At 39.2% G+C, this 26,546-nt stretch carries 17 protein-coding genes and 1 riboswitch; of the genes, 12 read left to right on the forward strand and 5 right to left on the reverse strand.

What is annotated here, in order from left to right:
- On the forward strand, positions 1 to 2,324 hold a 2,324-nt coding region (locus QRN68_RS09540; protein WP_285396603.1), incomplete at its 5' end, for an S-layer homology domain-containing protein.
- A 160-nt stretch (positions 2,325 to 2,484) separates the two neighbouring features.
- A complete protein-coding gene (locus QRN68_RS09545) occupies positions 2,485 to 2,646 on the forward strand; it encodes a hypothetical protein (protein WP_285396604.1) in 162 nt (53 codons plus the stop codon).
- 344 nt (positions 2,647 to 2,990) lie between these two features.
- Here QRN68_RS09545 and QRN68_RS09550 read toward each other — a convergent pair whose 3' ends face one another.
- A complete protein-coding gene (locus QRN68_RS09550; protein WP_285396605.1) occupies positions 2,991 to 5,972 on the reverse strand; it encodes a hybrid sensor histidine kinase/response regulator in 2,982 nt (993 codons plus the stop codon).
- A gap of 202 nt (positions 5,973 to 6,174) precedes the next feature.
- Here QRN68_RS09550 and QRN68_RS09555 point away from each other — a divergent pair, with 202 nt between their 5' ends.
- Together QRN68_RS09555 and QRN68_RS09560 are read left to right on the forward strand one after the other, a co-directional pair.
- A complete protein-coding gene (locus QRN68_RS09555) occupies positions 6,175 to 7,335 on the forward strand; it encodes a response regulator (RefSeq protein WP_285396606.1) in 1,161 nt (386 codons plus the stop codon).
- 156 nt (positions 7,336 to 7,491) lie between these two features.
- Positions 7,492 to 7,848 (forward strand): hypothetical protein, encoded by a 357-nt coding sequence (locus QRN68_RS09560; RefSeq protein WP_285396607.1) that lies wholly within the window; start codon positions 7,492 to 7,494, stop codon positions 7,846 to 7,848.
- 82 nt (positions 7,849 to 7,930) lie between these two features.
- Here the strand turns inward: QRN68_RS09560 and QRN68_RS09565 are convergent, their stop codons facing one another.
- Positions 7,931 to 10,105 (reverse strand): S-layer protein, encoded by a 2,175-nt coding sequence (locus QRN68_RS09565; RefSeq protein ID WP_285396609.1) that lies wholly within the window; start codon positions 10,103 to 10,105, stop codon positions 7,931 to 7,933.
- Between the two features lie 486 nt (positions 10,106 to 10,591).
- On the opposite strand from QRN68_RS09565, the gene QRN68_RS09570 reads away from it, so the two are divergent.
- From QRN68_RS09570 to thiC, 3 genes are all read left to right on the forward strand, one after another.
- Positions 10,592 to 12,778, forward strand: coding sequence for a methyl-accepting chemotaxis protein (locus tag QRN68_RS09570; protein WP_285396610.1), 2,187 nt, complete (start codon positions 10,592 to 10,594; stop codon positions 12,776 to 12,778).
- A gap of 168 nt (positions 12,779 to 12,946) precedes the next feature.
- Positions 12,947 to 13,876, forward strand: coding sequence for an AEC family transporter (locus tag QRN68_RS09575; RefSeq protein ID WP_285396611.1), 930 nt, complete (start codon positions 12,947 to 12,949; stop codon positions 13,874 to 13,876).
- Positions 13,877 to 14,006: 130 nt separating this feature from the next.
- A riboswitch (TPP riboswitch) is annotated at positions 14,007 to 14,121 on the forward strand.
- Between the two features lie 134 nt (positions 14,122 to 14,255).
- Entirely contained in the window at positions 14,256 to 16,034 is a 1,779-nt protein-coding gene (gene thiC / locus QRN68_RS09580; protein WP_285396612.1) for a phosphomethylpyrimidine synthase ThiC, read from the forward strand.
- A gap of 194 nt (positions 16,035 to 16,228) precedes the next feature.
- On the opposite strand, the gene QRN68_RS09585 is transcribed toward thiC, so the two are convergent.
- The 3 genes from QRN68_RS09585 to QRN68_RS09595 all read right to left on the reverse strand — a co-directional run bounded on the left by QRN68_RS09585 (position 16,229) and on the right by QRN68_RS09595 (position 20,023).
- Complete coding sequence (locus QRN68_RS09585; RefSeq protein ID WP_285396614.1) at positions 16,229 to 17,734, reverse strand: catalase; 1,506 nt, start codon at positions 17,732 to 17,734, stop codon at positions 16,229 to 16,231.
- A 211-nt stretch (positions 17,735 to 17,945) separates the two neighbouring features.
- Positions 17,946 to 18,122: a hypothetical protein gene (locus QRN68_RS09590; RefSeq protein WP_285396616.1), complete on the reverse strand. Its 177-nt coding sequence runs from the start codon at positions 18,120 to 18,122 to the stop codon at positions 17,946 to 17,948.
- A gap of 446 nt (positions 18,123 to 18,568) precedes the next feature.
- The gene (locus QRN68_RS09595; protein WP_285396618.1) at positions 18,569 to 20,023 is read right to left on the reverse strand and encodes a helix-turn-helix domain-containing protein; all 1,455 of its coding nucleotides are present in this window, start codon (positions 20,021 to 20,023) and stop codon (positions 18,569 to 18,571) included.
- 149 nt (positions 20,024 to 20,172) lie between these two features.
- On the opposite strand from QRN68_RS09595, the gene QRN68_RS09600 reads away from it, so the two are divergent.
- The 5 genes from QRN68_RS09600 to hutI all read left to right on the forward strand — a co-directional run bounded on the left by QRN68_RS09600 (position 20,173) and on the right by hutI (position 26,291).
- Complete coding sequence (locus QRN68_RS09600) at positions 20,173 to 20,328, forward strand: hypothetical protein (RefSeq protein ID WP_285396619.1); 156 nt, start codon at positions 20,173 to 20,175, stop codon at positions 20,326 to 20,328.
- A 38-nt stretch (positions 20,329 to 20,366) separates the two neighbouring features.
- Positions 20,367 to 21,881, forward strand: coding sequence for a histidine ammonia-lyase (gene hutH, locus QRN68_RS09605; protein ID WP_285396620.1), 1,515 nt, complete (start codon positions 20,367 to 20,369; stop codon positions 21,879 to 21,881).
- A gap of 112 nt (positions 21,882 to 21,993) precedes the next feature.
- Positions 21,994 to 23,322: a YjiH family protein gene (locus tag QRN68_RS09610; RefSeq protein ID WP_285396622.1), complete on the forward strand. Its 1,329-nt coding sequence runs from the start codon at positions 21,994 to 21,996 to the stop codon at positions 23,320 to 23,322.
- A 15-nt stretch (positions 23,323 to 23,337) separates the two neighbouring features.
- Positions 23,338 to 25,008, forward strand: a complete 1,671-nt coding sequence (hutU, locus tag QRN68_RS09615) for a urocanate hydratase (RefSeq protein WP_285396624.1) — start codon at positions 23,338 to 23,340, stop codon at positions 25,006 to 25,008.
- Positions 25,005 to 26,291: an imidazolonepropionase gene (gene hutI, locus QRN68_RS09620; RefSeq protein WP_285396626.1), complete on the forward strand. Its 1,287-nt coding sequence runs from the start codon at positions 25,005 to 25,007 to the stop codon at positions 26,289 to 26,291. The genes hutU and hutI overlap by 4 nt, the downstream gene beginning before the upstream one ends.
- The last annotated feature ends 255 nt before the right edge of the window (positions 26,292 to 26,546 follow it).

A 26,546-nucleotide genomic window follows, 5' to 3' on the forward strand; every position in this document is an offset into this window, starting at 1 on the left:
AAGCTCTTCGAGATAAAGTAGCAGAAGCTACAGCTAAAAATGAAGGGGAATACACGCCTGATAGCTGGAAAGCAATGCAAGAAAAAATAACAGCGGCCCAAGCGGTGCTAGATAATGAAAAAGCAACACAAGCAGAAGTAAAACAAGCATTTGCAGAGTTAAAAGAAGCAGTATCGAATTTAGTTCCAGTTTCAACAGTAGATAAAAAAGCTCTTCGAGATAAAGTAGCAGAAGCTACAGCTAAAAATGAAGGGGAATACACACCTGATAGCTGGAAAACGATGCAAGAAAAAGTAACAGCAGCTCAAGCAGTGCTAGATAATGAAAAAGCAACGCAAGAAGAAGTAAAACAAGCATTTGCAGAGTTAAATGAAGCAGTATCGAATTTAGTTCCAGTTTCAACAGTGGATAAAACGGCTCTTCGAAACAAAGTAGCAGAAGGTAATGGATTAAATTCAAATCAGTATACACCTACAAGTTGGACTACTTATGCAACGGTTAAATTACAAGCAGAAGCGGTATTAAACAATCCTAAAGCAACACAAGCAGAAGTAGATGCTGCCTTAGCACAATTAACAGCGGCACAGAGCGCACTAGTGAAAGTACCTGTCCAAACACCAGGCCTAGGTTCACTTAAACCATCAACAGGTACATTGAGTCCTAGTTTCTCATCAGAAGTCACAAACTACACAATGAACGTTGATTACCCAACATCTCAACTATCATTCACAGCGTTACCACTTAATCCAAGTGCGAAGGTGACTATGACAGCCAACGGCAAAGCTATAAACATGGCTGATTTCTTCCCACTAGCAGTTGGAGAAAATACAGTTATGATTACAGTGACAGATGATACAGGTTCAAAAACATACATTATTAAAGTTAACCGTGCTAAAGATACTTCATCTGGATCAGGTTCTGGATCTGGATCAGGCGGTGGCGGAGGAAGTACATGGACACCACCAACACCTCCGACTGAAACAAGCACAACAACAAAAATCAAAGTTGATTTAGAAGTCGACGGCGTTAATCCGATGGAGAAAACACCGGTTGAAATTGAGCGCACGAAGCACGCAAACGGTCAAATTACTGACTTTGTGGCATTAACAGAAGCGAATGCGAAAGAAGCCGTACAGAAAGCCAAACAAATTGGCAACAACATTGCGCGTATCGTAATTCCAGATGTCAATGACGAAGTGGATAAAGTAACGGTTGAAGTACCAAAACAATCGATTCAAACGCTACGTGAAAATGGCTTATCTTTAGAAATTTCAACGGATAATGCGCATATAGCAATCCCAGTAAGTTCTATGGACGGAGTAAATGACAACTTCTACTTCCGCCTAGTGCCAGTGAAAAAGGAAAGCGAGCGCAAGGTGATTGAAGAGCGAGCGAGAGTTGAAAAAGTAGTGCGCGAGACACTACAAAGTAATGATGTGCGTGTTGTGGCACGTCCGATGACAATTGAAACGAATATGCCAAGTCGTCCTGTACAAGTGACACTGCCACTAAAAGGTGTGAAAGTGCCAACAGCGGCGGCAGAGCGTAAAGCATTTTTAGAGCGTCTTGCGGTGTTTATTGAACATACGGATGGCGAGAAAAAAGTTGTATTCCCAGAAGTGGTGACAATGGCGAAGGGTGAACTTGGTTTACGTTTCACTGTGGACAAGTTCAGCACATTTACGGTTATTCAATTCGAGAAACCAACAGTAAGTAAGCATGAGGCTTATATTAAAGGCTTCCCGAATGGTACATTTGGTCCTGAGGAAAATGTAACACGTGCGCAAGTAGCGACAATGATTGCGCGTATCTTAGGCTACACAGATGACCAAACAATAGATTACGCACCGTTCAACGATATTCCAAGTAATCATTACGCTGCAGGGGCTATTGCCTTTGTGAAAGAGCGAGGCATTATGAATGGCGATATGAATGGTAATTTCCGTGCAAGCGAGAACATTACACGTGCACAAATGGCGACAGTAGTTGCGAACTATAAGCAGCTTCAGATAGATGAAGGTGTAGCGATTACTTTCAACGATACAAAAGGTCATTGGGCACAATGGATTATCGAAGCGAACCGTACTGCCGGTATTATTAACGGTCGTGAGGATGGAAGTTTCGCACCAAACGAGCACCTAACACGTGCGCAAGCTGTTGTCATGATGAACCGTATGTTTGAACGCGGTCCACTAAATGGTGTGACAACACCAAGCTTCTCAGACGTGAAAGCTAAACACTGGGCATTTAAAGAAATTGAGGAAGCGGCAAAATCACACTCGTACTTTATCGACGAAGATAAGAACGAGCAGCTTTCTAAATAAAAAATAGCAAAAGTGGCTGGGACAAAACTGGCCAAAACCTTAAAAAGCGCGAGAATGTTGATTTCTCGCGCTTTTATGATGTAAAAATTTTTAATTTTGACTTGAAAATATGCTTATGTCATAAGCGACGCAAATTATCAGTGCAGTCAGATAGTGTTCCATGAAGGTAGATGTCGATATTTTTCGAAAGTTGGTTGATAAATCGATAAAGTTGGTCGATAAACAATCAAAAGTTCTCGATAAATCTCAAAACTGTAGCTCATTAAAGCGAACGAAAACAAAAGTATCAAGCAGACACGATGTTTATGCGAATGAAGGATGACTATTTGAAAAACGGTCAATTAATTTGAAGGCTAATTTACCGTTTCACTCTATTTACTGTCTGTGGAAAACCAACGACAATAAATATATGGAAATACACTGCCGTTAACAGAGAAATAGGGTAAAGAAAATAGAATGACTTGTTCAAACATAGAAAAAGAGGTCGGGCCAAAACTGGTCAAAATCTTAAAAAGCGCGAGAACGTTGATTTCTCGCGCTTTTATCAATCGAGACGGATAGATCCCTCGAAATGACGGATAGAATCCTCAAAGCGACGGATACCCCCCTCGAACTGACGGATAGATCAACCAAACCTCGATGAACAAAGCCGATATCGCCTGACGCCTATTTAGGAATTGGGAACGAGATGGTCGTGCCTTGTCCAATTACACTTTCTACTGTTAATTCCACACCAAATAATTGCTTTAGGCGTTGTTCAGTGTTAACGAGTCCGACGCTTGTTTGCTTTTTAGGGCCAGTGTTATCGAAGCCAACACCATTATCGGAGATGGATATTGCAAAGTGCTCCTCGGCTTCTGCGATGCGAATTGTGACGGTTCCTCCTTGTATGCAAGGTAAAATGCCATGCTGGATGGCGTTTTCGACCAGTGTTTGAATTGACAGTGGTGGGACTGATAGCTCTATATTTTCTGGGATGTCCCATATTACTTGAACTCTATTACCGAAGCGTATTTGCTCGATTGCTATATAGGAGCGAACGAGCTTTAATTCGTAGCTGATCGGCACCACTAAGTCGGCATTTTGGAAATCAAAGCTCATCTGCAGATAATCACTGAAGGCTAGCAGTAACTCTTCCATTTGCTCATCGTCTACTCCGTGTAGGGATATAATCGAGTTGAGTGTATTAAAGAAAAAGTGAGGCTGAATTTGTGCTTGTAGCCATGCTGCCTCAATCCGTAGACGTTCTTCGCTTGTTTGCTTGACGCGAACAAGTGCATTGACCCTAGATTTAAGTTCTACATATTCCATTGGCTTCTTAACATAATCATTGGCACCATTTAAAAAGGCAAGCTGTATATCCTCTCTTTGCTGACGAGCCGTTAAGAAAAGTATTGGCAGTTCGGAAATAGAGTATCGCTCGCGAATTCGTTGCGCTAACTCATAGCCTGACATATGTGGCATCATAATGTCAGAAATAACTAAATCAAAGCTACCTTCCTCAAGTTTTTCTAGAGCCTCAGCGCCACTTAATGCAGTTTCAATTTCATAAGGCTCTGTAGACAGCACATTGGTAAGCACCTGTAAGTTTACAGAGTCATCATCAACAATTAAAACACGTGAATGACTTGTCACAAGAGATCCTTTTTCGGTAGCTGCAGCAATTTCACCTTCAAATTTGGAAAGATTGCTTAGTAATGACACATATTTTGAAAGAGAGGAGTCTTTCTCAACGCTTAAATCTGTTTCATCGACAGCCAAATCTTCAGCTATCGGTAATGAGAAAGTAAATGTAGAGCCTTTGCCAACCGTAGATGACAGCGATATTGTGCCTCCATGTAAGGTAACGAGCTCCTGGCATATACTTAAGCCTAGTCCAAGTCCACCACCCATAGATGTCATACTCGAATCAACTTGCTCATATGGTTCAAATATACTTTCTTGCATGTCCTTTTCAATACCAATCCCCGTATCTGTAATAGAAATATATAGTTTTTTACCAACCACTTCAGCATCACATGTAATAGAACCTTTTTCTGTAAATTTAATAGCATTATAAAATAAGTTCGTAAAAATTTGAATAAGCCGAGTCTCGTCTGCTAATACAGGCGGCAGATCTTTTGGTATGTTGATCATTAGTTCAACAGGTTTTCCTTTTAACATAAAAAGAAAAATGTTGCTTACACCGCTCGCTAAATTATAAACATTAATCGGCTTTGGATGAAGACGAATAGTTTTTTCCTTTAGTTTTACTAAATCTAGTAAATCGTCTAGCATATAGGACATATGATTACCAATTGTCAGTAGAAGCTTTAAATCGTCATTATTTTTTTCAGCGAGCTGAGGATCCTGCTTAACTAACAGTGTTTGTGCAATACTCATCATGCCGTGCAGTGGATTGCGAAGCTCATGAGAGGTATTCGCAAGAAAATCATCCTTCGTGTTAATCTCTTTTTGCAGCTTTACTGTAAGCTTTTCAGTTTGCAGCGTTGTTTGGAAATATTGCGTAAACCAAAATGCCGATAAAGCAGTAATACCTATTAGCAAATCGAATGGGTAATGACTATAGGGAAGCTGTGTATTTTGTTTGAATGAAAAAAATAACGAATTAGAGGCTACTGCAGTAGCTGTTAATAATAAAAATATTCCCCCTTTTTGTCCTTTATTTACTATAAAGATGAAGAAAATGGTTATAATTATAGGTGAGATAATAAAAAGTAACGTAAAAATAATTTTAGTTTTATTAATATACTCGATAGGAGCTACTACAATAAATACTAAGTAAATAGAACATAGCATTGGAATAATGCTTAATATTTTAGGTTTAGCATATTCCTTTACTAATTCTCGAAGGAATAATGTGAAAAATAATATGTTCATGATATAAGAAAAATAAAATATTTTGCTTGCCCAAATCCAGTTAATAGGTAAGTAAATATATAGCAATTTATTACTTGAAACCAATACGGTTATACAAGCAGAAATTATACTCATTGCGAAGTAAAAAAGTGATTTATTTCTAATTCCTATTGCAAAAATTAAAATAGTAAAAAGTAAGAAAAATATAAAGACTAAGCAAACTGCGATTTGCGTTGCTATTGAAAAAAACTTTGATCGTTCCATAGAGTGTAAATCGCCAAAAATAATTTCCTTAGTAAAACCTCCCTGTGCATAGCGATTTGTTTGGACACCTTGTATGATGATCTCGCTTTCACTGGAATCTAGCGTAAAATAATGTGTGATAGGCCTACTGGAGGGGGCAGTTTTTTCATTATCTGATGTCATGTCTCCTAGACCACCAATAAGCTTTCCATCAACATAAAGCTCATATGGTGACAGTCCTTCAGGTATGGTAATGCCATACAGTTGAGGCTTTGTGTCATCTTTCAAAATAGTTAAGCGATAAGAACCGTAATGAATATTTGTTTCGTTGTTAAAGTATTTATCCCATGATTCTGGTAAAGCGGAATAAATTTTATGACCATTCTGTTCAGATGGTTTTGGATTATCTGAAACGAGTAGGGTGTTTGGATAAAACTCCCACTCGCCATGTAGCTTTCTTTTAAAGTCTTTGCTTGTTTCAATACCTCGTAAATCGATAGTACCTTGTTTTGCAACTGCTCCTTCTGGGACATCAATGAGATTCATCCAGGTAAATCGAAGTAATAGAAGCAAGCTAAAGAATAAACTAGCTATTAGAAAAATCTTTAAATTTTTGGAGAGAATTTGCTTTTTTATCATAGAGGATAGTTTTCGACAGATTCCTTGAAAAACCCTTCAAAGGTAACGTTTTTCTATCAAATTTAGAACGATATTAAATAGTATGACAAGTGTTTAAGGAGTGGATGGTATGAGAATTGTGATAGTTGATGATGAACATCTACCATTAACGAGATTAAAAACCTTACTTGAAAAAAGTGGTATCTCGGAAATTGATATAGTTGGAGAATATACAGATTCTCTAGAAGCGATTGCTCAAATACATAGTTTACAACCTGATGTTGTATTTTTAGATATTGTAATGCCTAGTATGAATGGACTTGAGCTAGGTGAAAAAATTCAAGAAATATCGCCAAACGTGGAAATTGTCTTTACCACAGGCTATGACCAATACGCTATAGATGCTTTCAATTTACATGCTATAGATTATCTCTTAAAGCCTGTACAAAAGCTTCGTTTACATAAATCATTGGAACGACTTCAACGCATGCTCGAAAAGAATCAGCCAATCACAGCTAAACAAAAAATGATTAAGCTGTTAGGGGGTCTGAAGGTAGTGTCGCCAGATGGTAATTCACACTTAATGAAGTGGCGTACGTCGAAAGCAAAAGAATTGTTTGCTTATATGCTTAGTCACCGTAATGAAATAATTTATCGAGACACCATTTTGGAGTTGTTTTGGCCAGAATCTGATATGGATAAGGCATCTAAGCAGCTTTATACAGCTATTTATACAATTCGACAAACTTTAAAAAAATATGGATTTGACGGTGTGCAAATCTCCAGTCCGTTGTTGAACTCAGGTTATAAATTATTGGTGGAAGATGTAGTAATTGATGTGGAACAATGGCTGGCTCAATTAAAATCTTTACCTCCGCTACAACAGAGTACAGTAGAAGACCATGAGCGTGTATTCCAAGCCTATACAGGGGATTTTTTGGGCGATAGTGATTATATATGGTCGGAAAGTGAAAGAGAGCGACTAAGACGTTTGTGGTCACATCATGCGCAGCAATTAAGTGAGTTTTATAGTATACATAAAAACTATCTTGCTGCGGTGAAGGTGCAAGAAAAAGTTCAATCATTTTCACCTAATGAGGAAGATAGCTATTTCACCTTGATGAAGCTCTATCATTTACTGAACAATGCCGCTGCTGTGGGGGAACAATATTGGCTGTTAAAGAAAATGTTGCAGGAGCAATTAGCGGTAGAGCCTAGTGAAGGAATTGTGAGATGGTATAAAAATTGGGAAAGAGAATCTACACAGGCTCAAATAGATGTTTTTGTCTAAGATTGGCTCTAGATAAGAATGAGGATTGGAAAAAACTAGCTGATATTAAAGAAAAAAGGATCATCACCAAAAGTTGTGGATGACATTTTTTTAATATATGCACTGTATTTTAGTTGATTGTAGTGGAGACTGGACGCCCCCAGGAAGCTTTGCTCTGTGCGAAAGCGTAGCGTCAGCGGCAAATGTTTTATCTGTGCGAAAGCGAAGCGTCAGCAACAAAGCGCCCAGTCGGAACGGAAATCAACCACACGTTTTGGTGAAGAGCCGAAAAAGAGGAATCGATGCTGTTCGATTTCTCTTTTTCTATGTTTGCCCAAGTCATTCTATTTTCTTTACCATATTTCTCTGTTAAGGGCAGTATATTTACGGAGATTTACTGCCTTGAGAACTTTTGATTGTTTATCAACTAACTTTTTCGATTTATCGACCAAATTTATCGATTTATCAACCAACTTTTTAAATTTATCACCCAACTTTCGGAAAATATCGACATCTACCTCCATGAAACACTAAATTTAGCATCGAAAAAGCACGAGAAATCAATGTTTCTAAATTGATTTCTCGCGCTTTTTAGGTTTTGGCCAGTTTTTATTTTCTACCTTTTACTACCGTCACTTTGGGCTTCCTTATAAATGCTGATTGCCTTGTCTAAACTGTTAATAGCATCTGTCACTTCGTAGGAAGATGCATAGGAGTTATTGACAACATATTGAGCGTTTTGCACTGCTTTTTCTAGGTCACGTTTTGCTCTTTCCGTTGTCCACTTTTCATAATAGGGTATGTCAGTTCCATCTCCGTTAGCAGAAGTCTTTACATACTGAACAGAATTAATGAGTGACGTTAGCCAAGATTTATCAACATAATTCCGATAGTTTACACCGGATTTATGATTACTTCTATACGTTGAAATAGCACTATATAAATAATTATATGCTGACGAAATTTCTGACTGAGACGAGTAGCCATTATTTGCAACGTTTTGAGCGTAGGAAACAGCAGAAACTAGAGCGTCTTTTTCACTTTGTGTCGTCCAAATTGTAGTAGAAGATAATTCAGATCCATTAACAGAAACGGTTACATATTGAACAGAGTTAATAAGTGATAAAAGGGAAGATCTATCGGCATTAGTTTGGTAAGTACCATATTTTTGTGCATTCTTATAAGTGTTGATCGCGTAGTTTAAATTGCTAATAGAATTTGTAATATCAGACTGAGATGCATAGGAATTATTGGCAACAGACTGAGCGGATGAAACGGCAGAAACTAAAGCATCCTTCTCACTTTGAGTCGTCCAAGGTGTATATGAAGCTACATCATTACCATTATTCCAAGAAACTGCAACATACTGAACAGAGTTAATAAGCGATAAAAGGGCAGATCTATCTCCGTTAGTTTGGTAAGAAGTACCATATTTTTGTGCATTCTTATAAGTGTTGATCGCGTAGTTTAAATTGCTAATAGAATTTGTGATATCAGACTGAGATGCATAGTAATTATTGACAACAGACTGAGCGGATGAAACGGCAGAAACTAAAGCATCCTTCTCACTTTGAGTCGTCCAAGGAACATATGAAGCTACATCATTACCATTGTTCCAAGAAACTGTAACATACTGAACGGAATTGATAAGCGATTGAAGTGAAGACTTATCACCATAAGTATATTTTGTTCCATTTTTTTGTACGGCTTGGTAATTTGCTAATGCGTTTTTGTATTGTGTAATCGCATTGCTCACTTGCTCATGTGAGGCGTTAGGATTATTAGCTACTGTTCTTGCACTAGCTACTGCTGATTCGAACACTGAACGTTCAGCTTGTGTTGTCCATTTGTCAGTCGTTAAAATGTCATTTCCGTTATAAGAAACTGCAACGTACGGAGGTGAAGCCACTAATTTACTTAGCTCAGTTTTATTCGCGACAGGTAAGGTCACAGAGGCTTTTTTATCATCCACCTGCACTCTGTTAATGAAGTGACCTGAATCCAATGCCACTTTTGCCCCTTGCTTGACAACCACTTGTTCAATTTTACCTTCTCCATAAAGTTTAAAATCTTTCTCCACATCGATTGTAAGCTTATCAACATTGGCCATCACTTCAAATGAATCAACTTTACCTACCACATCGACTTTAGAAATAGGTTGGTTAGCGGTTACATTTACTTTAGAACGCTCCACATTCATTTTGGGTGATTTAATATCTTCTAAAGAGACATATAACCAATTTATTTTTCTTGTCAGCAGAGGCTTTAATGTGATGGTCTCGCCAACGGCTACTTCATCAATTGTAATTGCACTCTTTACTCGATTCGTTATGATAAGTTCACCGTCAATATCGACATTTTGCACTTTAACATAATCCGCATTTACAGTTAGGTTTCCTTCTATCTGCGCATCACCGCCATTAAAATACACTGCTTTTTTGTTTGTACCAGCTTTATTTAATGTTAGTGCTGTAACGCTCGTAATTTCACCGTTTTTCACTACTATTGTCGCTTCGGCATTCATCAATGCAGTTTTATTCGATGTGTTAAAGAGGGGCTTCAGCGACTGACTAATTTTAAATTGGCCATTGGATGTAATTACTTTCTCTTTATTGATATTGGTAATGGTAACGGTTTGTCCCTTTGTTTTGGCTGCAGCTACCTGCTTTTCAATTTGAATAGAGTGGTTTAAAGGTGAATCACTCGAAGCTGCGTTTGCGGGTAACACTGGCAACACTAAGGTTGTTGTAATAGCTGTTGCCATAAAAGTAGATAACGCTTTATTTTTCATGTTAGTCACTCCGATCATCGTATTTAATGGATAATATATCATATATTTCTTTAATTTAGAATGTAAGAATGAGTTTTTACTTCTTATCATAAGTGGGGAAGACGTTTGTTAAACCGTATGCCATGTAGATAAGTTATTTTCGTTCCGACTGGGCGACTCCTTGGGAATTAGCTTAGCGTCACAGATGATCATATTTAAATAAAACAACAGGCGTGTTAATTAGGATCGAGAAAAATAGTCAATCAACACACCTTATAAAACAATTAAGCCCTTTTTCTGTATCATGTATTTTTAAAAAATATAATCCTTGATTTCTCTTTAAATCTGCGAAATTCTACTTTATTCGCTAAATCTATTGTTGTGGTACAACCTTTCATCCATTATGATTATGTTATCTTCCGGCGGATGTCACGGATTTTCAAAGGAATGAATTGTGCCTGCACAATTCAAAATTCGGACGCATTGTTTATCTGTAGCGAAAGCGAAGTGTCAGCAACAAATGTTTTCTGTGCGAAAGCGAAGCGACAGCAACAATTATGCCAAGGCGAAATTGATAAAAGGGGTGTTGTGATGGGCAAATCTAGGAGTATTGCTTTAAAGTTATCTTCCCTAATTATAGGGTTATTTTTAGTGCTATTTATTACATATACAACGATTACAGGTCTTATTATAAAGACGCAAAGTGTTGATGATGCGGAAAGTGCGACACTTGAAACGGCTGAATATTCGGCAGCAAAGATGAGTGAACGTTTTGAGAAAGCGAATACGACATTGCTAACAACGAAGCGAATAATTGAGGGCATGGAGAAAAAAGGCGAGCTTTCCGCTAAAACCATAATAGATATGATGGAAAGTAATTTAGCTAATAATGAAGATTTACTTGGTGTGGGTGCTGTTTTTGAACAGAACTCTACAAAGGTAGATCCGACCATTAATGCTACTTTGGTGGATTCGAAAAATCGCTTTGTCCCTTATTTAAGTAAAGATGGGGATAAAATAACAACTGCTTCTCTTGAAGGCCTCGAAGATAAGGGTGTTTCTGAATGGTATTGGATACCAAAAGAACAAGGACGGGCAGTTCTAACGGAGCCCTATGACTATAATGTAAATGGACAGACAGTACCGATGACAACGATTTCTGTTCCATTAGTCGATGCTTCAGGAGAATTTTTCGGCATATTGACGGCTGATTTAGCTATTGATTATTTAAAAGAATTGACAGAGTCCGTAAAGCCAGAAGGTGGCTATGCAGCTATCATTACTGATAAAGGAGTTTTAACTGCAAATAGCTTTGGTGAGGCTTTAAAGGGACAAAATATGCAAGATAATATGGACTGGGCAAGCATTAGACAAACAATGGAAAAAGGCGAGCTCAAAAGTATGTATGTGGATTCCAAAGAGCTTAAGGAAAATTCATTTAATGTTTTTGCTCCGATGATTTTAGATGGAATTGATGAAACATGGACTGTACAAATAGTGCTACCAAAATCCAAAATATTAGAAACGTATAATCATGTACTTGTTTTTACAATCATAGCGTCAATTATTATAGTCGTTTTAATGACCGTTGCTAGTGCGCTGTTTATCTATAAATTATTGAAGCCATTAAAGTTTTTACGGACTTCTATTGAAACGGCAGCAGATGGGGATTTAACTCAAAAAGTAGATGAGAAGTATATTAAACCTGATGAGATTGGTGCGGTTGCATTAGCTTATAATAATATGTTGGATCAAACGAATAGTGCCATTCAAACAGTGCTGAATTCTACGACATCGCTAAATCAAGCATCCAATCATGTTCACGAAGCGTTTAATGAAATCGTTGCTTCAAGTCAAGAGGTCTCTGTAGCCATTAATGAAATTGCGCAAGGAGCATCGAAGCAATCTGAGGATACAGAAGAAACAAATTATCAAATAATGGATTTGTCTGATCAAATTGATGCTATTACAACGCTTTCGAATGAAATGGATGAGCTATCGAATAAAACAAAAGCAACTACAGATAGAGGAATGAAAGAAGTCGAGAGCTTACGTGAACGTAATTCAGAAACGAATGCAATGAATGGACGTATTCAGCAGCAAATGGAGTCATTGGCGTCTAATATTTCTGATATCAATCAAATTATAGCGTCAATTCAAGGCATTACAGAGCAAACGAATTTATTAGCCTTAAATGCAAGTATTGAAGCGGCTCGTGCTGGTGAGCATGGTAAAGGTTTTGCAGTTGTCGCTGAGGAAGTACGAAAGTTAGCAGAGCAATCCAAAAAGGAAACAGAGATCATTAAGCGAACAGTAGGTAGTATTCTTGAAAACTCTCAGCATACAGTTGCTGTCATTGCTTCAAACGCAGGCTTAATGCAAGCTCAAAATGAGTCTGTACAAAGCACGGAGATTGCGTTTAAAGACAATAGCGAGCTTTCTAGTTCTATCGAAACGTCGATTAATGAGTTAATGTCTATGCTTTCTCACATGTTAGAGCATAAAAATCAAGCGATTATGGCGATTCAGAGTATCTCTGCTATTTCTGAGGAAACCGCTGCATCTGCAGAACAGGTAAGTGCATCTGCTATTGATCAACAAGCGGAACTACAAAAGGTTGCAGAATCCATCAATAGTATGAATGAGATTTCAAAGGAACTACAAGCGGTCGTTAATCGATTTAAGCTTGCTTAATGTTAAATAATGATTTGTATGAAAGACTGCCTGATATATGAGGCAGTCTTTCTTGTTGCAGCATTTTCTAATAAAAACGTGTTGTACATTTCTGCTAGGTTAACGTTGAGGTGCATTGACCGAGCATAAAAACAGCACTACTATAGGAGAGGAAAGGGGGACATCGATATGATGTATCTCGGTATGATTTTCTTCCAAATTGTAGCTCCTATTTTAGTGCTTCTAGTACTTGGTGCTGTTTTACAAAAGAAATTTCGCTTTAATTTAAAAGCGCTATCTCAGCTTATTACATATTGCTTCATGCCAGCCGCTGTTTTTGTGAATTTATATGAAACGAGTATCGAGCTGTCGGTACTTGGACAAGTTGCGTTATTTATTTTACTCTTTATCGGCAGTCAAATGGTGCTTAGTCACTTTATAGCAAAGGGACTTGGTTTAGTAAAAACAGAGGCGGCAGTGTTTAAAAATAGTGTTGTCCTTATTAATTCAGGCAACTATGGTATTCCGGTCGCGCAAATGATTTTCGTGACGCAACCGATTGGAGTAGCGATTCAGGTCATTCTTGTGATATTTCAAAATATGACGACCTATACATACGGCTTATACAATTTAATTTCTTCAACGAAATCGGGCATGTCCATTGTGAAGGATTTCCTCAAAATGCCTATTATTCATGCGCTTATTATTGGTGTAGCGCTGAACTTTTTTGATATCGCTATCCCGCAGTTTATAAAAATTCCGATAGACCATGTGGCAGATGGCTTTATCGCTGTGGCGTTAATAACATTAGGGGCCCAGCTATCACAGCTTGAAATCAAATCGATGTTCAATAAGACGGTATTTATTAGTTGTTTTACACGACTAATCATAGGGCCAGCCGTAGCATTACTTATCATTTTTACACTTGGTTTAGATGGTGTCGTGGCACAATCTCTTTTTATAGCTAGTTCTTTCCCAACGTCGCGAAATAGCTCTAGTTTGGCATTAGAATATGACGTAGAATCGGCAACTGCTGCACAAACAGTTTTATTTTCAACGATTGTAAGCTGTATTACAGTGACGATTGTGATTTATGTAGCGGAGCTGTTGTTTACCTAGTGAGTAAAAACTGAAATCGTTCCGATAAATCTTCAAAGCTTTCATATGACACTTGATGAGTGTGCCAAAAATTATCAAATGAAGCTTCCATCTCTTAGCAATATCTGCTACACTAGCATCAAACTTAATAAGTACTAACTAGGGGAGTCTGATGAGTCAGGCTGAGAGGGAAACGCATTGAGGTTTCTTGACCCTTTGGACCTGATCTGGCTCATACCAGCGTGGGAAAGTTAACCATTATTGCACTCTATGTTATTTGCGATAACTATACCTTTACATTCTTAGCCGGATCCAAAAATTTTTTGGATTCGGCTTTTGTTTTTGTTGGGGTGAGCTAGATTCGGTCCTTATATAAATATAAAAGGGAGCGAAGTAGTTTATGACAACAGTTAGCGACAAGAATATTACGATTATGTCTAGTTTTGAAGGAAGTAAAAAAGTTTACGTAGAAGGATCTCGACCAGATATTTTAGTACCAATGCGTGAAATTGCTTTAAGTCCTACGACAGGAAGCTTTGGTGAAGAGGAAAATGCGCCGGTTCGTGTTTATGATACGAGTGGCCCGTATACTGATCCTGCATATAAAGTAGACATTACGAAAGGATTGCCAGCTTTACGTAGTGCATGGATCAAAGAACGGGGGGACGTCGAGGAATACGAAGGTCGTACTATTAAGCCAGAGGATAACGGTTTCCGTAATGCTGATGATCCACGTATTAAAGAAAATGTTTTTCCTGATTTATCTAGAAAACCTCTGCGTGCTAAGAAAGGTAGAAATGTAACACAGCTTCACTATGCGCGAAAGGGAATAATTACTCCAGAAATGGAATTTGTAGCGATTCGCGAAAATATAGACCCTGAATTCGTGCGCTCAGAAATTGCGGCAGGTCGTGCTATTTTGCCTTCTAATATTAATCACCCTGAAGCCGAGCCAATGATTATTGGACGTAACTTCCACGTGAAAATTAATGCCAATATTGGAAACTCAGCGGTGTCATCCTCAATTGCGGAAGAGGTAGAAAAAATGACATGGGCTACACGCTGGGGTGCTGATAACATTATGGATTTATCGACTGGAAAGCATATTCATACGACACGTGAATGGATTATTCGTAATGCCGCAGTGCCAGTAGGGACAGTGCCAATCTATCAAGCGCTTGAAAAAGTAAATGGTGTGGCAGAGGATTTAACGTGGGAAGTGTATCGTGATACGTTGATTGAGCAGGCCGAACAAGGTGTTGATTACTTCACGATTCATGCAGGGGTACTACTACGCTATGTGCCATTAACAGCTAATCGTGTAACGGGCATAGTGTCCCGTGGAGGCTCGATTATGGCGCAGTGGTGTTTATTCCACCACCAAGAGAGCTTCTTATATACACATTTTGAAGAAATCTGCGAAATTATGAAAACCTATGATGTTGCCTTCTCTTTAGGTGACGGTTTGCGTCCTGGTTCTATTGCAGATGCTAATGATGAGGCACAGTTTGCGGAGCTAGAAACGCTAGGGGAATTAACGCAAATTGCCTGGAAGCATGATGTACAGGTGATGGTAGAAGGGCCAGGGCATGTACCAATGCATCTTATTAAAGAAAATATGGACAAGCAGTTAGAGCTGTGTAAAGAGGCTCCTTTCTATACTTTAGGGCCGCTGACAACAGATATTGCTCCTGGCTATGACCATATTACATCAGCTATTGGTGCTGCGATGATAGGGTGGTTTGGTACGGCAATGCTATGTTATGTAACACCTAAAGAGCATCTCGGCTTACCAAATCGTGAGGACGTTCGTGTAGGGGTTATTACGTATAAAATTGCTGCACACGCCGCTGATTTAGCGAAAGGGCATCCGGGAGCACAGCAACGTGATGATGCACTATCTAAAGCACGCTTTGAATTCCGCTGGCGCGATCAATTCAACCTATCGTTAGATCCAGAGCGTGCAGTAGAATATCATGATGAAACATTGCCTGCAGAAGGAGCGAAAACTGCGCACTTCTGTTCAATGTGTGGACCTAAGTTTTGCAGTATGAGAATCTCACAGGATATTCGTAATTATGCGAAGGATAGAGATATGAATACTACTGAAGCTATTCATAAAGGTATGCAGGAAAAGGCAGAGGAATTTAAAAAGGCAGGCAGTCAAATTTATCAATAATTATTAGAGAAGGCTTGTGTCTATCAACTTAGGCACAAGCCTTATTTTGATTCATAGGCCCAGTCGGAACGGAAATCAACCCCACGTTATGATGATGAGCCCTCATTTTGTCATTAAGACAAAAAAACCCCATGTGAAGTTGCCCTTCACATGGAGTAAAAAGTTGGATTTGGATATCAATAAATAGTAGAAAATTAAACGTTAGTTGGTTGTTTTACATATGGATTTGTAAGATCCATACCTTCTAATGAAAGACCCATAGCTTTTGCTACACCCTCACCATATGCTGGATCAGCTAAATAGCAATGAAGAATGTGGCGACGCTTGATGAACTCTTCAACTGGTGCCATATCGTTGGCAGTGTTTTCAAATAAGCGTTGTTGCTGTTCAGCAGTCATTAGATTGAATAGTTTACCTGGCTGCTCGAAGTAGTTGTTATCGTCTTCACGGAAGTCGTGGATACCAGCATGACCGTCAATACGTAATTCAGGTTCTTTATAGTCTAAGTTATGCTCCCATTCGCCGTAGCTATTTGGTTCATAGCCCAAAGTTGAACCAAGGTTGCCATCGAAACGCATAGCACCATCACGGTGGAATGAACGGAATGGGCATTTCGGTGCGTTTACAGGAAGCGAGTGGTGGTTTACACCTAAGCGGTAGCGGTGTGCATCTGCATATGCAAAGATACGAGCTTGTAACATTTTGTCTGGTGAGAAGCTAATACCAGGAATAATGTTTGACGGTGCAAATGCTGATTGCTCAACTTCCGCAAAGTAGTTGTCCGGGTTTTTGTTTAACTCGAATTCACCTACAGGAATTAATGGGAAGTCTTTTTTATACCATACTTTTGTTAAGTCAAATGGATTATATGGTAACTCACGAGCTTGTTCCTCTGTCATTACTTGAATGGACATTTTCCATTTAGGGAAGTCGCCATTCTCAATTGACTCATATAGATCACGTTGTGAAGATTCACGGTCGTTACCGATTAATCCATTAGCTTCAGCACCTGTTAAGTTTTTAATGCCTTGCTCTGTAGTGAAGTGGAATTTAACCCATACGCGCTCGTTTTCAGAGTTAATAAAACTATAAGTGTGAGAACCGAAACCATGCATATTGCGGTAACCAGAAGGAATACCACGGTCAGACATAACAATTGTTACTTGGTGAAGTGCCTCTGGTAATAAAGTCCAGAAGTCCCAGTTTGAATTAGCGTTTTTCATATTTGTACGTGGGTCACGTTTTACCACGTGGTTTAAATCTGTAAAGTGTAATGGATCACGGAAGAAGAATACAGGTGTGTTGTTACCAACTAAATCCCAGTTACCTTCTTCAGTATAGAACTTAAGTGCAAAGCCACGAATATCGCGCTCAGCATCCGCTGCACCACGCTCACCTGCTACTGTGGAGAAGCGTGCAAACATTTCAGTTTTCTTCCCAACCTCTGAGAAGATTTTTGCTTTTGTATATTTAGTAATATCATGCGTTACAGTGAAAGTACCGAATGCACCTGATCCTTTAGCGTGCATACGACGTTCAGGAATAACTTCACGGTTGAAGTTCGCTAATTTTTCAACTAGCCATACATCTTGAAGTAATAAAGGGCCTCGAGGGCCTGCTGACATTGAATCGTGGTTACTTACTACTGGAGCACCACCTGCTGTTGTGAAACGACGGCTACGATTATTTGCATTTGTCATATTAGTTTACCTCCTGAAGAAAAATTGTGAGTCAAACTCTTCATGAATTACTATAACAAATATAAACTAGAATTGCTAGTACATTATAATAATTATTGTTAAAGAATTTTTCTATTAAGATAAAAACTATAAATATATGCTAGATTTAAAGGGTTTATGAATAGTCTTTACCCCGAATTCAGCTTTTCTAAACATCTTTTAGAGAATTATTTTAATAGGTGTGTTGATTGATCGTTTTTATCCATCCTGATTTATTAAAAGGCTCTGATTTCCGCTGTGCTACTTGTTTTGTCGCTGACGCTTCGCTTTCGCGCAGAGCAAGGCTTCTTGCGGGCGAGCGTCGAGCTGCTTCCTCCGCTGCGTTGCCGCTGCCACTTCGTTTTCGCACGGAAAACATTTGCTCCGTGCAGGGCCTCGTCTGTCTCGCTTTTCCCGTTAGAGTCGAGTAGCCCTGCGCTATAATCAGTTAAGATGGGTATACATTTGCAAAATAGCAGCAAAAAAATCCTTTTATCATTCAATAATAAATCTATATTTTCCTAATCAATACGCCTGTAATTTTAAATAACTTTTAAGAAAGCTCGAATTAAAAGAAATGAAAGCAAATTCTTTTGTTTATCTATTCTTATTGAAAATGTAATATGCTAATTGAAAAAAATTACTGTTTTTAATGGGTCACTACCAAGGTTTTCGATACCTTTTATTGGGGTGTGTACCATATTTATTGCTCATCATCAAAAGTTGTGAATGACATTATATATAAGTAGATCTTCGTTCCGGCTGACGCGCCCAGTCGGAACGGAAATCAACCTCACGTTACAGTAATGAGCCTTTTTAAGTTTTACGATAACGATTAGGAGTAAGACCAATTTGCTGTTTAAAAATTTTAATGAAATAATTCGGATCATCAAAGCCATTTAAATAGGCAATTTCACTAATAGCAAAATCTGTTTCTACAAGCATTTTCGTAGCATTATGAATTCGGACTTGCTGTAGGTAGCGTTTAAATGGTAGCCCTCGCTTCTTCGAAAAAATCGTACTTAAATAATTGGGACTAATCCCTAACTTATGAGCAACGAAAGGTAAAGATAACCCGCTATCCTGAAATTGTTGATCAATAATTTCTATTGCTAACTCTACATAGTCAGCCCGTTTCTCCATTCGTGCCTCACGAGCTAATTCAATAAGTCTTTGAGTAAAAGAGATGATGCCATTTAGAATGGTATAAAATATAGGATGCTCAATGATTAAATGAAAAAGCTGACGATATTTTTGCTCAATTGCAGCTTTCTCATGTAATTTATACTTCAGCATAAAGCGTCGAATTTGCGCCAAAACGCTCGTTAGATGAATGCGTAAGTCATCTTGCTCGTAATAAATCCCTTCATTAGATAGTCGATATAAAAATACCTTGACGGCTTCGATGTTTCCGTCCTCTAAACTACTTATCAGTAATTGTTGCTCCTCTGGTGTTAGCAAAGGATCAAGGGGCTGTGTCTCAAACTGTTTACTCGCATAAAAAATATGCCCAAAGCCTTCATAAAAGCTTTGATGAAGTGCACGCTTCGTTAAGGAATACATTTTCTTCACAGTTGCAGGTTCCCCATCATAAATCCCAATATTTAAAGAGCTATTGTTTGTCAGTCGCCATTCCTTCATTAGTGTACGAACATCCTTCTCTACGATTTTTAAATCATCTGTTTGGAATAAGCAGACGATTCTATCTGATAAAGGATAAATCTTCATATGATAATAAATAGGAGTTTGCTGAAGCCAGTTATAGAGCTTGTTAAACATTTCGGAATGCTCAGGCTCAATCATTGTGAAATGTATAGTTGTCTCTGGAGAACTCGTTTTACTATCTAGAAATAGTTGATAATAAAAGGATTCATCTGTAGCTTCTTGATAAACTGCCTCTATCTTTGGCGCCCGAAGAGAAATGGCAGTGAGCTTTTGCTTTAATACTTCTAAATCAATTGGCTTAACAAAAAGATGAGCGACCTGTAAATCGATTGCTTTTAATGCATTTTTAAATAAGGGTTCTGTCGTCATAGCTAAAATAGTCCCTGTATGTTTTTGTAAAACATGATAAAGTCCAGCTAAAGGGTTATTCGAGAGTAGGTCTATATTCAGCAGTATTACCTCAGGCTCAAACTCTCGGATACTTTGAGGCGCCTCATTAATAGTTGTACATATTTCAATCGTTAAATCTCCGGGAAAATACGTATGTAAAAACCAACGAATACCCGAAAGCTCAGTGGAATCTCGGTCAATTAATAACAACCTCATGTCAACCAACCTCCATTAAAATTATCTAGTATCGTAAAAAAATACTATTATATTATTAAAAATAACAAAAAATCTGAAATAAATCATGTTTTCTCTTTTAAAATTCGCTATTTTCTGAAAAAGGTAGTTAGTACAATATAAATAGAGTAATGGCTACTTATCTTCATTCAGCAAATGTTTTCTGTAGCGAAAGCGAAGCGCCAGCTACAAATCACTTCTGCGCGAAAGCGAAGCGTCAGCGGCAAATGTTTTCTGTAGCGAAAGCGAAGCGTCAGCAAAAATTACGCCAAGATAAAATGGGTTAAAGCATTTTACATAGCCATAAGGAATAGGGGGATGTCATATGAAGTCTATCATCGAGCTTGATGGCAATACATTAACAAGACAGCAAATAGAGGAAATTGTAAAAGGTCATGCTACGGTTGCGCTAACTGCAGAAAGTGTGGAGCGTATACGTTTAAGTAGAGAACGAATTGAAAAACGTTTAGCTGAGGGGCAGACGATTTATGGTGTGAATACAGGCTTTGGAAAGCTAAGTAATATCAAAATTGAAGAGGAAGATATTGAACTTTTACAGTTGAATTTATTGCGCTCAGATGCAACGGGTGTTGGTGAACCGTTCCCGACAGATGTTGTACGTGCAATGATGATTTTACGTGCCAATGCTTTAGCGCGTGGCTTTTCAGGTATTCGCCTAGAAACAGTGCAGCTGCTATTGGATTTTATAAATAAGGGAGTACACCCGATTGTACCATCTCAAGGTTCGGTTGGAGCAAGTGGAGATTTAGCGCCATTATCACATTTGGCTTTAGTGCTAGTAGGTGAAGGTAAGGCGGAGTTTAATGGAGAGATTATGAAAGGCGGTACAGCGTTACAGCAAGCAGGGCTTTCGCCAGTCCGACTCCAAGCCAAGGAAGGGCTAGCACTTGTGAATGGTACACAAGCAATGACAGGTATCGGAGTTTTGACGGTGAACGAGGCAGAACGGATTGGGCTAGCGGCAGATATGGCAGCAAGTTTAACACTTGAGGCACTGAAGGGGATTATATCGGCGTTTGACCCAGCGCTTTTGGCAGTAAGACCACATCCGGAATTGGAGCTTGTAGGCGGGCGAATTCGTAAATGGCTTGATGGCAGTAAACGTGTGACAAAACAAGGTGAGATCCGCATGCAGGATGCCTATTCATTGCGTTGTATTCCGCAAGTGCATGGCGCTTCCTGGCAGTCATTTTTCTACGCTCAGGACCGCGTGCAAATTGAAATGAATGCAACGACAGATAATCCGATTGTTTTAGAAAATGGAGAAGTATTGTCTGGAGGGCATTTCCACGGTCAGCCGATTGCTTTAGCGATGGACTTTTTAAAAGTCGGTGTAAGTGAGTGGGCCAACATTTCAGAACGACGTACAGAACGAATGGTTAATCCGCATCTTAATGAAGGTTTGCCGCCATTTTTAGCGACCAATCCTGGTATTGAATGTGGACTAATGATTGCTCAATATACAGCAGCCTCTATCGTATCTGAAAACAAAGTGTTGGCACATCCTTCAAGTGTGGATTCTATACCGACATCAGGTAACCAAGAAGATCATGTAAGTATGGGTACGACATCTGCCCGTCAAGTGCGTCAAATCGTCCGCAATGCAGCTCGTGTCATTGCGATAGAGATGATTTGTGCATCGCAGGCTATTCATTTAGATAAGGCAGAAGACCAGTTATCTCCAACAACGCGAAAGTATTTAGAAAAAGTGCGTGAATTTTGCCCGCCATTGTTAACAGATCAACCAATCGGCGATGAAATTGAAGCGCTTTCAGAGTATTTATTAACGAGTGATGTTCTATTAAATGAGTTTATGTAAGCCTTAAGGCGATAACTTCCGATAGAAAAACCAACAAATCCTTCAGCTCGTCGGGATTAAATGGAATTTCTATCGGAAAGAGCTCTTACTATTAACATCGAGGGGGTTTGGGATGGAATTTCAACAACAAGAGTTGGAGCAAGGCTCGCAATTTAGAGTCTCCTCCGCTATGAAGATGATTGCATGTAGTTTAGTCGGAATATTCAGCTTTTTCATCTCGTTTGAATGGCAAAATAAAAGTACGATTTTAATCGACCATATAGTGAACTTTATACGAGCTGAAGCACCACTACTTGTAACTGCATATGTACTCATAATGCTTGTAGGTGGAGCAATTCATCCATTTATTACTAAGAAATGGAATAAGTCGACAGTCAATATTGTAATGTCAATCTTTAAAGTGGGCGGTATGGTTGCGGGGATATTGTTAATTTTCAATATAGCACCCGCGTGGTTAGCGGATGAAAGTATTGGTCCGTATTTGCTGGAGAAGCTTGTTAAGCCAGTAGGGGTATTAATTCCAATCGGTTCTTTATTTTTGGCACTTCTAGTTAGCTATGGATTGCTTGAATACATTGGTGTTTTAGCACAGCCATTTATGAAGCCTGTTTTTAAAACATCGGGACGTTCAGCAGTTGATGCAGTAGCCTCATTTGTCGGGAGTTATTCGGTTGGCTTACTATTAACGAACCGTGTGTATATGGAGGGTCGCTACACAGCGAAGGAAGCTGCGATTATTGCAACAGGCTTCTCGACTGTATCTGCAACGTTTATGGTTGTCGTTGCAAGTACGCTGGATATGATGGAACATTGGAATGCATTTTTCTGGGTGTCGCTTGTAGTAACATTCGTAGTTACGGCATTAACAGCGCGAATGTACCCACTTCGTTCAATGAAGGATGAATACTACGAGGGCGCAACGCCAATGCCAGAAAAAATTGTTAAGAAGGGGCGTTTTAAAGAAGCGTGGCGTCAGGCGATGGAGGCAGTTGAGCAAAATCCACCTTTATCTAAAATTTTATGGGCGAATCTAAAGGATGGCTTCATCATGGCGATGGGTGTTATTCCATCAATTCTATCAATTGGCCTACTAGGGCTTGTACTTGCAACATATACACCAATTTTTGATTGGATTGCGTATATTTTTGTACCGTTCACATACGTATTACAAGTTCCAGAACCATTTTTAACAGCGAAGGCATTGTCATTATCGCTAGCAGAAGTATTTTTACCAGCACTTGTTGTCACACAAGCAACACTTGTGACGAAATTTATTGTGGCAGTCGTATCAATATCGGCAATTTTATTCTTTTCAGCCGTTATTCCACTTATTTTATCTTCTGAAATTCCATTGACATTACGCCAAATAATAATCATTTGGTTTGAACGTGTCGTATTAACTTTAATCATCGTAACACCAATAGCATTTTTACTATTTTAAAGGAGCGTGTTTTTAATGGTAGTTAAAACAAATATTCGTGCACCACGTGGAAATGAATTATCTTGTAAAGGTTGGACACAGGAAGCTGCAATGCGTATGTTAATGAACAATCTAGATCCTGAAGTAGCAGAAAATCCAGATGAGCTGATTGTTTATGGTGGCATAGGTAAAGCGGCGCGTAATTGGGAGAGCTACGAGCAAATTATTGCGTCATTAAAAGAATTAGGAAATGATGAGACACTTCTCATTCAATCAGGGAAACCAGTAGCTGTATTCCGTACGCATGAACATGCACCACGTGTATTAATTGCGAATTCAAATTTAGTGCCTGCATGGGCGAACTGGGAGCATTTTTATGAGTTAGAGGACCGCGATTTAATGATGTACGGTCAAATGACGGCTGGTAGCTGGATTTATATTGGCGCACAAGGGATTTTACAAGGAACGTATTTATCGTTTGTAGAGGCAGGGAAAAAGGTATTTGGTACAGCTGATTTACGCGGCAAATTCATCCTTACAGGTGGTATGGGTGGTATGAGTGGTGCACAGCCTTTAGCTGGGAAAATGGCTGGCGCTGTCATTTTAGTAGTCGAAGTAGAGCGTGCTCGAATTGAACGTAAAATAAAAGAGGGCTACTGTGACTATATTGTGGAGACAGTAGATGAAGCTATTGAATTAGTCAATAAGTTACGTGATAAAAAAGAGCCTGCATCAATTGGTCTTGTTGGTAACTGTGCTGACGTGAATCGGGAACTACTGAACCGAGGTATAATTCCTGATTTTGTAACAGATCAAACATCTGCGCATGATCCGATTAATGGTTATGTACCGAATGGCATGACATTTGAGGAAGCGCTTGAACTGCGTAAAAAAGATGTAAAAACATATGAGCAAAGAGCAAAAGAAACAATGGCTGAGCATGTTCGGACAATGCTTGAATTCCAACAAGCGGGCGCAGAAGTATTTGATTACGGTAATAATATTCGCGCTTATGCTAAAGAGATGGGTGTAACAAATGCCTTTGACTTCCCTGGCTTTGTTCCAGCGTATATTCGTCCTTTATTCTGTGAAGGGAAAGGGCCATTCCGCTGGGCTGCACTTTCAGGTGACCCTGAGGATATTTATAAAACAGATGCACTTGCAAAAGAAATGTTCGCTGAGGATGAAGGTCTTGTGAATTGGATTGATATGGCGCAAGAAATGGTTAAATGGCAGGGGTTACCGGCACGTATTTGCTGGTTAGGCTATGGTGATCGTCATCGTTTTGCATTAAAGGTTAATGAAATGGTTGCCAATGGTGAGCTATCAGCACCGATTGTCTTTGGGCGAGATCATCTAGACTCAGGCTCAGTTGCATCACCAAATCGTGAAACAGAGGGCATGCTGGATGGTTCTGATGCAGTATCAGATTGGCCAATTTTAAATGCACTTGTTAATACAGCAAGTGGTGCAAGCTGGGTAAGTGTTCATCACGGTGGTGGTGTAGGTATGGGTTACTCTCAGCATGCAGGTCAAGTGCTAGTAGCGGATGGATCAGAGCTTGCCGCAGAGAAAATTGCACGAGTGTTAATTTCGGATCCAGGAATGGGTGTCGTACGTCACGCAGATGCTGGTTATGAAATTGCCATTAATACGGCGAAAAACAAAGGTGTGCATATACCAATGCTAAAGGATGATGCTAAGTGACTATTTTAATCAAGAATGCCAACGAAGTGATTACGTTAAAAAGTGCCGAACAAGGTCCGCGTACAAAGGAACAAATGCGTGACATTGCAGTAGTGGAAAATGGTAGTGTTTTAATGGAGGGAAATAGCATTGTAGCAGTTGGACCCATTTCACAGTTAGAAGCGGACTTCCCTGGACTAGTAAAGGTAGCAGAGGTTATTGACGCTTCAGGTAAGGTTGTTATGCCAGGTCTCGTCGATTGTCATACGCATTTAGTGCATGGCGGTACTCGTGAGCAGGAATTTAATATGCGCCTTAATGGCTCTACCTATATGGAAATTATGAATGCGGGTGGTGGGATCCATGCCACGACAAAGCGAACACGAGAAACTAGCTTTGGTGATTTATATGAAAAAACGATGAATCATTTAGATGTGTTTTTAAAGCATGGTGTCACAACGGTTGAGGCAAAATCAGGCTATGGCTTGGATTGGGAAACTGAAAAGAAACAGCTTGAGGTAGTTAAGGAATTGCAAGCCTCACATGACATTGATGTCGTTAGTACCTTTATGGGGGCGCATGCGGTGCCGCGTGACTTTAAGGGACGCGAGGATGAATTTGTGGATGTAGTCATTCATGACATGCTGCCGAAAGTAGCTGAGCTGAAGCTTGCAGAATTTAATGATGTGTTTTGTGAAAAAGGTGTATTTACGCCAGAGCAATCACGACGCATTTTAGAGGCTGGCAAAGCGTTGGGGTTAACACCGAAAATTCATGCAGATGAAATTGAACCTTATAAGGGAGCGGAGCTTGCTTCAGAAGTAGGGGCAATTTCGGCGGAGCACTTACTAGTTGCTTCTGATGAAGGTATTCAAAAAATGGCTGAAGCTGGTACGATTGCCGTGTTGCTACCTGGAACAGCATTCTTCTTACGTGCACCATTTGCGAGAGGACGCCTAATGATTGATGAAGGGGTACCGGTTGCTATTTCAACTGACTTTAACCCTGGCTCATCGCCAACAATGAGTCTGCCATTTATCATGAATCTAGCTTGTATGCATATGGGTATGACGCTTGAAGAAGTGTTAACAGCGACAACCATTAATGCAGCATATGCACTTAACCGTGGGCATCAAATTGGCTCCCTTGAAGCTGGCAAACAAGCTGACGTCATTATATTGGATGTTGCCAATTACAAGCAGTTACAATATTTCTATGGCATGAATCATACGAATACTGTTATTAAAGATGGGCGAGTTGTCGTACAGGATGGTATTCTCTTGAAAAATCAATTAGTAAATTAAATAACATAAAAGGTATAAATAAGGCGGAGAATGCTTTATTTATACCTTTTTTAATTTAGCTTTGTTTCTCAAAAATTTTTTATTCAAGGGGTTGAAATAATTAAATGGAAAAGTTATCATACTAATAAATAGTAATTCGCGAATTATAAATTACTAAGTTGCCATGGAAGCGAAGTAGATACCTGCGTTTTGGGAGAATACCCGCGGAAGCGGAGGAAATACCCGCGCGTTTCGGGGGAATACCCGCGGAAGCAA

This window comes from Lysinibacillus sp. fls2-241-R2A-57 (genome assembly GCF_030209535.1).
GTDB lineage: Bacteria > Bacillota > Bacilli > Bacillales_A > Planococcaceae > Lysinibacillus.